Annotated in this window: 11 protein-coding genes; 5 read left to right on the plus strand and 6 right to left on the minus strand. The window is 69.3% G+C overall.

Translation table 11 applies throughout. The features are described from left to right. A partial coding sequence (locus EQG76_RS17435) for a tetratricopeptide repeat protein (RefSeq protein ID WP_159715665.1) occupies positions 1-586 on the plus strand: 586 nt, incomplete at its 5' end. Positions 587-626: 40 nt separating this feature from the next. Here EQG76_RS17435 and EQG76_RS17440 read toward each other — a convergent pair. The 3 genes from EQG76_RS17440 to EQG76_RS17450 are packed head-to-tail and all read right to left on the minus strand — an operon-like array spanning position 627 to position 3906. Further along, positions 627-1883 (minus strand): ABC transporter permease, encoded by a 1257-nt coding sequence (locus tag EQG76_RS17440; protein ID WP_159715666.1) that lies wholly within the window; start codon positions 1881-1883, stop codon positions 627-629. A gap of 3 nt (positions 1884-1886) precedes the next feature. After that, positions 1887-2324: a hypothetical protein gene (locus EQG76_RS17445; RefSeq protein WP_159715667.1), complete on the minus strand. Its 438-nt coding sequence runs from the start codon at positions 2322-2324 to the stop codon at positions 1887-1889. A 19-nt stretch (positions 2325-2343) separates the two neighbouring features. Further along, positions 2344-3906: an alkaline phosphatase gene (locus EQG76_RS17450; RefSeq protein WP_235031421.1), complete on the minus strand. Its 1563-nt coding sequence runs from the start codon at positions 3904-3906 to the stop codon at positions 2344-2346. Between the two features lie 170 nt (positions 3907-4076). Here EQG76_RS17450 and EQG76_RS17455 point away from each other — a divergent pair, with 170 nt between their 5' ends. The 4 genes from EQG76_RS17455 (at position 4077) to EQG76_RS17470 (ending at position 6918) form a co-directional block, all read left to right on the plus strand. Further along, positions 4077-4862, plus strand: coding sequence for an ABC transporter ATP-binding protein (locus EQG76_RS17455; RefSeq protein ID WP_159715668.1), 786 nt, complete (start codon positions 4077-4079; stop codon positions 4860-4862). Positions 4863-4910: 48 nt separating this feature from the next. Next, positions 4911-5855, plus strand: a complete 945-nt coding sequence (ftsY, locus tag EQG76_RS17460) for a signal recognition particle-docking protein FtsY (protein WP_159715669.1) — start codon at positions 4911-4913, stop codon at positions 5853-5855. A gap of 80 nt (positions 5856-5935) precedes the next feature. Then, a complete protein-coding gene (gene mlaD, locus EQG76_RS17465) occupies positions 5936-6481 on the plus strand; it encodes an outer membrane lipid asymmetry maintenance protein MlaD (RefSeq protein ID WP_159715670.1) in 546 nt (181 codons plus the stop codon). A gap of 2 nt (positions 6482-6483) precedes the next feature. Continuing rightward, entirely contained in the window at positions 6484-6918 is a 435-nt protein-coding gene (locus tag EQG76_RS17470) for a DUF2155 domain-containing protein (RefSeq protein ID WP_159715671.1), read from the plus strand. Here the strand turns inward: EQG76_RS17470 and aat are convergent. The 3 genes from aat to EQG76_RS17485 form a co-directional block, all read right to left on the minus strand. After that, positions 6828-7556 (minus strand): leucyl/phenylalanyl-tRNA--protein transferase, encoded by a 729-nt coding sequence (aat, locus tag EQG76_RS17475; RefSeq protein ID WP_159715672.1) that lies wholly within the window; start codon positions 7554-7556, stop codon positions 6828-6830. The two genes, EQG76_RS17470 and aat, sit on opposite strands and share 91 nt — an antisense overlap. Continuing rightward, positions 7556-8911, minus strand: coding sequence for an acetyl-CoA carboxylase biotin carboxylase subunit (accC, locus tag EQG76_RS17480; RefSeq protein ID WP_159715673.1), 1356 nt, complete (start codon positions 8909-8911; stop codon positions 7556-7558). The genes aat and accC overlap by 1 nt, the downstream gene beginning before the upstream one ends. Before the next feature lie 5 nt (positions 8912-8916). Further along, positions 8917-9126 (minus strand): acetyl-CoA carboxylase biotin carboxyl carrier protein (locus EQG76_RS17485; RefSeq protein ID WP_321573478.1); only part of this gene is annotated, 210 nt, incomplete at its 5' end.

The raw sequence follows: 9126 nt of genomic DNA on the forward strand, positions 1-9126 counted from the left end.
GCATGAGCCCGATGATGCGCGGGTGGCCATCCGCATGGCGCGCGAGGTGCTGGCGGAGGCGCGCGACGACCCGACCAGCCTGCGCTTCGCCGCCCAGGTCCTGGCCTACAGCGCCAAGGACTATGAGACGGCGCTGGGTGCCATCGACCGGTCCCTCCTGCTCAATCCCAATTCCGCCCAGGGCCACACCGGTGCCGGCTGGGTGAACGCCTATGCCGGCCGCCCGCTCGCCGCGATCGACCATTTCCACCGTGCCATGCGCCTGAGCCCGGTCGATCCCGAGAAGGGCATCGCCCTGTCCGGCATCGGCATGAGCTATCTCATGCTCGAACGCCACGAGGAGGCGCTCGACTGGGGCGAGAAGGCGCTGCGGGAAATGCCCAATTACGGCTCGTCGCATCGGGTGGTGATCTGCGGGCTGGTGGGGCTGGGCCGCCTGGAGGAGGCGCAGGTGGCGGCCGGGCGCCTGATGGCGGCATTCCCGACCTACACGCTCACCCTGCAGCGGCAGATCAACCCGTGGCGGGATGCGGCCTTCGCGCAGCGCTACCTGGATGCGCTCCGCGTGGCCGGTGTCCCCGATTGACCGGCGCCATGCGGCGGGGCCGCGAGAGGAAGCCGTTCCGTCAGCCGCGCAGCGCCTGCGCGACCGAGCCGCGATAGGCCAGTGCTGCCGGGATCGTGGCCAGCGCGGAACCGGCCAGCACGATCGCCAGGACCAGACGCAGCTCAGGCAGGCCCAGGCTGACCGGGAGGCTCAGCGCGGTCCGGCTTTCGAACAGGAGGGCGACCAGGAAGGCGCCGCCATAGCCGACTACCAGGCCCAGCAGCGCGCCCGCCGTCAGGATCAGGGCGACGTTCAGCCAGATGGTGGCGAACACGAAGGGGCGCGAGGCGCCCAGTGCCCGCAGCACGCCGATCAGCCGGCGGCGCTGAGCCAGGCTCGCCAGCACCGCCAGGAGCACCGCACCGATCACCAGGACCTGGGTGAGCAGGGAGATGGTGGCGACCAGGTCGCGCACGTCGCCCAGCAGGGCATAGAGCTGGACCAGGACCTCGGCCGGGAACACCGCCATGGTGCCATCGGCTGCACGGTATTCCCGGCGGAGCTGGTAGGCGGCGGCGAAGCTGGCGGGGGTCACCACGATCGCCGGCACGCCCGGCAGCTCGGCGCGGTCGAAGGGCGGGCCCAGCGGGATCAGGTCGAGGGCGGGCTCGCCGGCCGGGCCGTCCGGCCACAGTTCCGCCTCGTCCAGGGCGTGGCCGACCGGCAGGGAGTGGACCCACCAGACCGCCTCGATCGGGGCGATGATCGCGCGGTCCCAGGGTGTGCCCAGGCGCGGCATCCGGCCGACCACGTGCTGGTGGAAGCCATGGGCCTCCTCGTCCTCCATCTCGACATGGCCGTGCGCCGGCTCGAACTCGTCGCCCAGCGCCAGGGGCACGTCGGCACCGACCACCACCTCGTCGATCCGCTCGAACAGCCGGCCCTCGGCCAGAGCCGGCTCGCCGGCAGGCGCGAGGAAGCCCGCGGTGGTGCCCACGATCGGATGGCCCCGCCAGTTGTCGCCAAAGCCGATCGGGGCGGCATCGGCCACGTCGGGATTGGCGGCGAGGTCGGCCAGGATGGCGCCGTCGATCAGCTCGATCGCGGCCGGCTGCAGATAGACGGTGGAAAGGACGAGCTGGGTCTCGCTGCCGGGTGCGCCGATCAGGAGGTCGAAGCGGTCCGCGGCACGGGCGCTGCCCTCGCGCAGGGCCCGGTCCTGGGCGGAGACGGCCACACCCAGGCCCACCGCCAGGGCAACCAGTAAGACGATGGCCAGCGCACCGGCACGGTTCCGTCGGAGGTCGGCTAGGACGAACGGAAAGGGATTGCCCAAGGCTCAGAGCCGCTCGTAGGCCGCGTCGATCAGGCGGACCCTGCTGACGAAGCCGGTCTCCTCGTCAACCTCGGTGCCGAGCGAGAGGGTGCCGGTCACCAGGATCGGCAGGTTGAAGTTGACCCAGTCCTGCTGGCGGCGCAGGCGGACCAGCACGATGTCCTGCGGCCAGTCCGCCTCCTTGTCGCAAAACGGGCAGACCGCCATCGGCATCTTGGTGAGCACGAAGAAGGAGGCGTCGGGCTTGAGCGGCGGGGCCATGAAGCCCTGGATCTGCACGGGCCGGTCGGCCAGGGCCAGCGCCTCCTCGGAAAAGGCGGCGCCCCTGCCGTAGATGTCGCGCAGCTTGATCCGGGTGGCCGCATGGCCGGGCCGCGTGACACCGACCAGGCCGAGCGCCGTGGTGGCGAGCAGCAGGTGGCGTCGGGTGGTTCCAGCCATGACGGTTCTCCGGTTCGGGTCAGTCCATCGCCCCGGCGCGCTGGCCGATCTTCGAGGCGTGGTTCATCACGTGGAAGATATAGTTCTGCTCTACCGTGCCCTGGAACAGGTGTGCCCAAGGGCCGATCGCGTAGATGCCCAGATCCTCGCCGCCGTGGGTCTCGCTGGAGAGCGGCACCAGGGCCGGCTGGACGAAGTCGATATCGGTGGTATCGACATTGGTCAGGTCGACGCGCGGCGCGTCTTTCAGTGCACCCGGGCCGTTGGCGAACTGCAGGGTGGTGTAGGGCTTGCCGTCGTCACCCAGCAGCGGCTCGCCACCCCAGGCGGCCAGGCCGAGGATCGGGTTGCCGCGCTCGGGATAGCCGTTGATCGTCAGCGTGTGGCCGTGATCGGCGGTCACGACGATCAGGGTCTCGTCCAGGTCCACCTTGTCGACCGCAGTCTTGATCGCCCGGTCGAAGGCGATGGCATCGGTCAGCGCGCGGGCGGCGTTGCCGGCATGGAGCGCATGGTCGACCCGGCCGCCCTCCACCATTAGGATGAAGCCTTCGTCGCCGGCCTTTGCCTGGAGGATGTCGATGGCCTTGTCGGTCATCTCGGCCAGCGACGGCTCGCCGCCCGCGTCCTTCTCGCGGTCGACGTCGTACTGCATGTGCGACATGTCGAACAGGCCGAGCACCGGGCCGGTGGTGGCGGGGTTAATCGCGTCGAACTGCTCCTTGTTCCAGACATAGGTCGAGCCGGCGCCATGGCGGTCGGTCCATTCCACGGTCAGGTCGCGGCCGTCCTTGCGCCGGCCGGTCTTGCCTTCGTACTCGGGGTCGGCCGCGGTCTCGGGCAGGAAGTAGGCACGGCCGCCGCCGAGCGCCAAGTCGAAGCCGTGCCCGTAGGGGATCTCGATCATCGAGCGAGCGATGTCCTTGCAGCCCATCTCCAGCGCTTCCGCCGGCATGTCGGCGTCCGATTCCCAGTCACGGCTGGGGGAGTGCGAATGGGTGGCGCCCGGGGTCGCGTGGGTGAGGCGGGCGGTGCTGACCACGCCGGTGGCGAGCCCCGCGGCCTGTGCCATCTCGAAGATCGTGGTGACGGCGCCGTTGTCCAGCGACGCCTGGCAGTCCTCGACCGGCACGGTGTGCTTCACCGCCATGGCGGCGTTGCGGGTCTTCACGCCGGTCACCATGGCGACCGCGGTGGGCGAGCTGTCGGCGACCTGGGCGTCGGAGGAATAGGTCTTGGACGCGGCGAGATAGGGGAAGGATTCGAAGGTCAGCACGTTGGACTCGCCGTCCACGCCGCGCTGCTGGCCTTCCAGGATCCGGGCGGCGGTCACCGTGGCGAAGCCCATGCCGTCGGCCACGAACAGGATCACGTTCTTGGCGTGGTTGGTGTTCGGCTGCTGTGCCTGGATCCGCGCCAGGATGTCCTGGCCGGTGCGGAAATAGGGGTCATCCGCCTGGGCGAGCGTGATGCTGCTGGATGCAGCCCTGGGCGCGCTGGTGTCCACCGTCCGGCCGCCGCAAGCGGCCACCGTCAAAGTCGCCGTGCCCAGCAGGAATGCCGTTCTGATCGATCTGCGCACGTAAGCCTCCCCCGTCCTATTATTGTGACATATTCGTGATAGTTCCGTGACAACGACGACGGCAAGCCACAAGATGAGCGCGGCCGAGCTACAGCACGGAAGTGCAGCTGGCACGGACAGGTACCAGATCGAACTGTGCCGGCAGGAAGCTTCCTCGTCGGGTTTTAATCATGGCTGAACACGATCAGGAAGAAATTCATGCGACGGCGCCGTGCCATCGCGGTACCCTGCGAGAACTGCCGGGTCTCCGGCAGCGGGGCGATCGCGCGCCCGGCGGGCTGAAGGGCGACGGCCTGGCGGTACGGGGGCTGAAGGTCGCGTTCGACCGCGGGCCCCCCGTCCTGGACATCGCCCGGCTGGATGTCGCGAACGGCGAGCAGGTGGCGATCACCGGCCCGTCCGGCTGCGGCAAGACCACGCTCGCCCTGGCCTTGTGCGGCATTCAGCCGGTGCGCGAAGGGCAGGTGCGCTGGAATGGCCAGGACGTCGCCAGCATGGCCGAAGGGGCCCGCGACGGCTGGCGGCGCCGCCATGTCGGCATGATCTTCCAGGACTTCCACCTGGTGCCCGGCATGTCGGTGCTGCGCAACGTGCTGGCCGCCAGCTATTTCGCCGCCTGGCGGCCGGGACCGCACGTGGTGGCGCGTGCGGCGGAACTGCTGGAGGAATGCGGCGTGCCGGCCGGGCGGCAGGACGTGGCCAGCTTGTCGCGCGGCGAGCAGCAGCGCGTCGCGATCGCTCGCGCCCTCCTGCTGGACCCGCCGATCCTGATCGCGGACGAGCCCACCGCCAGCCTGGACGCGGCCAATGCCCGGCTGGTGGCCGGGCTCCTGGCCGAGGCGGCGCGGCGGCAAGGTGCCACCCTCATCGCGGTGACCCATGACCCGGTCCTGATCGGGGCGATGGACCGGACGGTCCGGATGGCGGATGGCCGGGTCATGGAGGACGGCAGCTGAGCGGCGACCCTTGCCGAAACCCGCCGGTTGCGCGAGGTTCCGCCCGCCATGACCCAGCCCAATCCCAATTGGTGGCAGCGCCTGAGATCCGGTCTGTCCAAGACCTCGGGCCAGCTCACCGGTTCGATCTCCGCGATCTTCGTGAAGAAGAAGCTCGACCAGGACATGCTGGACGAGCTGGAGGAGGCGCTCATCGTCGCCGACATGGGGGTGGACACGGCCGGGCGGCTGGTCGGCCACCTCGCGCGCGAGCGCTATGGCAAGGACGTCACCGACCGCGAGGTGCGCCAGGTCCTGGCAACCGAGATCGCGCGGATCCTGAAGCCCTATGCAAAGCCGATCCCATCGCGGGAGGTGGCGCCGCAGGTGATCCTGGTCTGCGGGGTGAACGGCACCGGCAAGACCACCACGATCGGCAAGCTCGCCAAGATGGCGACTGATGCCGGGCTGAAGGTCGTGCTGGCGGCCTGCGACACGTTCCGGGCCGCTGCCGTGGAGCAGCTCCAGATCTGGGGCGAGCGCAACGGCGTACCGGTCTATGCGGCAACCCAGGGCTCCGACCCGGCCGCGCTGGCCTTCTCCGCCCTGGAGAAGGCCAAGGCGCAGGGTGCCGACATCCTGATGATCGATACGGCCGGCCGGCTGCACAACAAGGCGGCGCTCATGGACGAGCTGAAGAAGATCGTCCGGGTGATCAAGAAGGTCGATCCGTCGGCGCCGCACGACACGGTGCTGGTGCTGGACGGCACGACCGGGCAGAACGCGCACCGCCAGGTCGAGGTGTTCCGCGACATCGTGGATGTGAGCGGGCTGGTGGTCACCAAGCTGGACGGCACCGCCAAGGGCGGCGTGGTGGTGTCGCTGGCCGAGCGCTTCCACCTGCCGATTCATGCGCTGGGCGTGGGCGAGGCGATCGAGGACCTCAAGCCCTTCGAGGCGGAAGCATTTGCCGATGCGCTGCTCGGGCTGGACCAGCCGGAACAGGCCGCCTGAGGCGGGCGAGGTTGAGACATGTCCCGTCAGGCGCTACCTCAGCGCCTGGACGGATCGTCGACTAGTTGGAGAGGAGCCGCATGGCCCGCAGTATCGTTGAGACCGTGCTGGGCGCGCTCGTGCTGCTGGTCGCGTGCGGCTTCCTGTTCTGGGCCTATGCCCGCAGCGACATCGGCAGCACGAACGGCTATGAGCTGATCGCCCGCTTCGACCGGGCGGATGGCATCGATGTCGGCGGCGACGTGCGGATCAGCGGCGTCAATGTCGGCCGGGTGGTCGCCAAGACGCTGGACCCGCAGACCTTCCGCGCCGAGGTGCGCTTCACCGTCGGCAACGACGTGAAGCTGCCGACCGACAGCTCGGCCTCGATTTCCAGCGCCAGCCTGATCGGCGGCAAGTACCTGTCGATCATCCCGGGCGGCGATGATCGCGACCTGGAGCCCGGCGGCGTGATCACGCTCACCCAGTCCTCGGTCAGCATCGAGGACCTGATCGGCCGCTACATCTTCAGCCAGGGCGGCGGCGGTTCCCAGGGTGGTTCGGGGGGCGGCTCAGGGAGCGGCTCCGGGGCGAACGGGGCGGGCGGTGCCGGCCAGCCGGCCGACGACATCTTCTCGGCCCCGTGAGCATGACGCGTGCGGTCCGGCTGACTGCGGCCCTGCTGCTGCTGGGAGCCGGCAGCCTGCCGGCGCTGGCGGCCGGGCCCAGCATCCCGAACGACAAGGTGGAGATGCAGGGCCTGGACAAGGTGACCGCCCGGGTGGTGCGCTTCGAGGTGGCGCGCGGCCAGCCGGTCCAGTTCGGCACGCTGCGCATCCAGCTCGATGCCTGCTTCACCTCGCCGCCCACCGAGCAGCCGGAAGCCGCGGCCTTCCTCCTGATCGACGATCTCGAGCAGGACCGGCAGGAACGGATCTTCTCGGGCTGGATGTATGCCTCCAGCCCGTCGCTCCATGCGCTGGAGCACCCGGTCTACGACGTCTGGGTGATCGGCTGCTCAGCACCGCTGGAGGCACCGGCAGGGGCGCCCGAACTGTCCAACCCGGTCCCGGGTGCCGGCTGACCCGGATCCTGCGGGAAGTGCGCGCTCAGCATGGTCGCGTGGTGCAGGCGGCGCTGATACTCGCCCTGCGGGATCTCGATGGCGCCAAAGCGTGCCAAGTGGCTGGTCACGAACTGGGTGTCGAGCAGCACGTAGCCGCCCGCCCTCAGCCGCTGGACCAGTTCGGCCAGCGCCACCTTCGACGCATCGGTGGCACGGCTGAACATGCTCTCGCCGAAGAAGGCGGCGCCAATCGAAACGCCGTACAGGCCGCCCACCAGCCGGCCGTCCTGCCAGGTCTCGACGCTGTGCGCCCGGCCGCGCCGGAACAGTTCGTTGTAGAGCAGGATCAACTGGTCGTTCAGCCAAGTGCTGGGCCGTGCCTCGGTGGGTGCGGCGCAGGCCTGGATCACCTGGTCGAACGCCCGGTCGACGGTCACCTGGAAGCGGCCGGAGCGGATGGTGCGGGCCAGCCGGCGCGGCAGGTGGAAGCGGTCGATCGGGATGATCCCGCGCCGCTTGGGGTTGATCCAGTGAATGGTCGGGTCGTCGCGCGCCTCGGCCATCGGGAAGACGCCCAGGCGATAGGCCGTGAGCAGGATCTCCGGCGTGATCGTCCGTTCGTCTTCGTCCTGGTCGGGCGCCGCCGGGTCCCGCATCACACCACCGGCGGTTCCCAGTCGGCGATGAACCGGCCGAGCCAGCCCGTATCGTACTCGCCGGTACGGAAGGCCGGGTTCGCGACCACGGTGCGCAGCAGCGGCAGGTTGGTGTCCACCCCCTCCACCACGCATTCCGCCAGCGCCCGCTCCAGCCGGCGCAGGCAGGTCGCCCGGTCGACGTCGTGGACGATCAGCTTAGCGATCAGGCTGTCGTAATAGGGCGGGACAGTGTAGCCGGTGTAGAGAGCCGAATCCATGCGCACGCCGGGCCCGCCCGGGGCATGGTAGCCGGTGACCCGGCCAGGGGATGGCGCCAGGGTCTTCGGGTTCTCCGCGGTGATCCGGCACTCGATCGCGTGGCCCAAAAAGCGCACGTCGTCCTGGCCGAACGCCAGCCGCTCGCCGGCCGCCACCCGGATCTGCTCGCGGACCAAGTCAATGTCGGTGATCAGCTCAGTCACCGGATGCTCCACCTGCAGGCGGGTGTTCATCTCGATGAAGTAGAACTGACCATTCTCGTAGAGGAATTCCAGCGTGCCCACGCCGCGATAGCCGAACTTCGCCATGGCCTTGGCGACGAGCGCGCCCAGCTTCTCGCGGTCGGCGGCGTCCAGGATCGGCGAGGGCGCCTCCTCGATCACCTTCTGGTGGCGGCGCTGCAGCGAGCAGTCGCGCTCGCCTAGGTGCAGGACCTGGCCGTGCGTGTCGCACAACACCTGGACCTCGATATGGCGGGGCGCTGCCAGATATTTCTCGATATAGACCCGGTCGTCGCCGAAGCCGGCCTTGGCCTCGCCGCGCGCCATGCGCAGGGCGTCCAGGAGCTGCGAGCGGTCGTGCACCACGGTCATGCCGCGCCCGCCGCCGCCGGCCACCGCCTTAATGAGGACCGGCCAGCCAATTTCCTCGGCCGCCGCCAGCGCCTCCTCCTCGGTCGCCACCGGCCCATCCGTGCCGGGCACGCAGGGGATGCCCAGGTTCTTAGCCGTGTCCTTGGCGACGATCTTGTCGCCCATCAGCCGGATATGCTCAGGGGTCGGGCCGATGAAGGTGAAGCCGTGCTCCTCCACCATCTGGCAGAAGTCGGCGTTCTCCGATAGGAAGCCGTAGCCCGGATGGATCGCTTCCGCCCCGGTGATCTCGGCGGCGGCCAGGATCGAGAGCTTGTTCAGGTAGCTCTCGCCGACCTGGGGCGGGCCGATGCACACGCTCTCGTCGGCAAAGCGCACATGCATGGCGGACGCGTCGGCGGTGGAATGCACCGCGACGGTCTGGATGCCCATCTCGCGGCAGGCCCGCAGGACCCGGAGGGCGATTTCGCCGCGATTGGCGATCAGGATCTTCTTGAACAACCGGCTCACTCCAGGACGAGGAGTGGTTCACCGAATTCCACGGGTGCTGCGTTCTCCACGAACACCCGGACTACCCGCCCGGCCCTGGGTGCCCGGATCGCGTTCATCACCTTCATCGCCTCGATGATGAGCAGGGTCTGGCCCTCCTTCACTTCCGAGCCGACCGCGGCATAGGGCGGGGCACCCGGCTCGGGCGCCAGATAGACCGTGCCGAC

It is taken from the genome of Geminicoccus flavidas (genome assembly GCF_009806515.1).
GTDB lineage: Bacteria > Pseudomonadota > Alphaproteobacteria > Geminicoccales > Geminicoccaceae > Geminicoccus > Geminicoccus flavidus.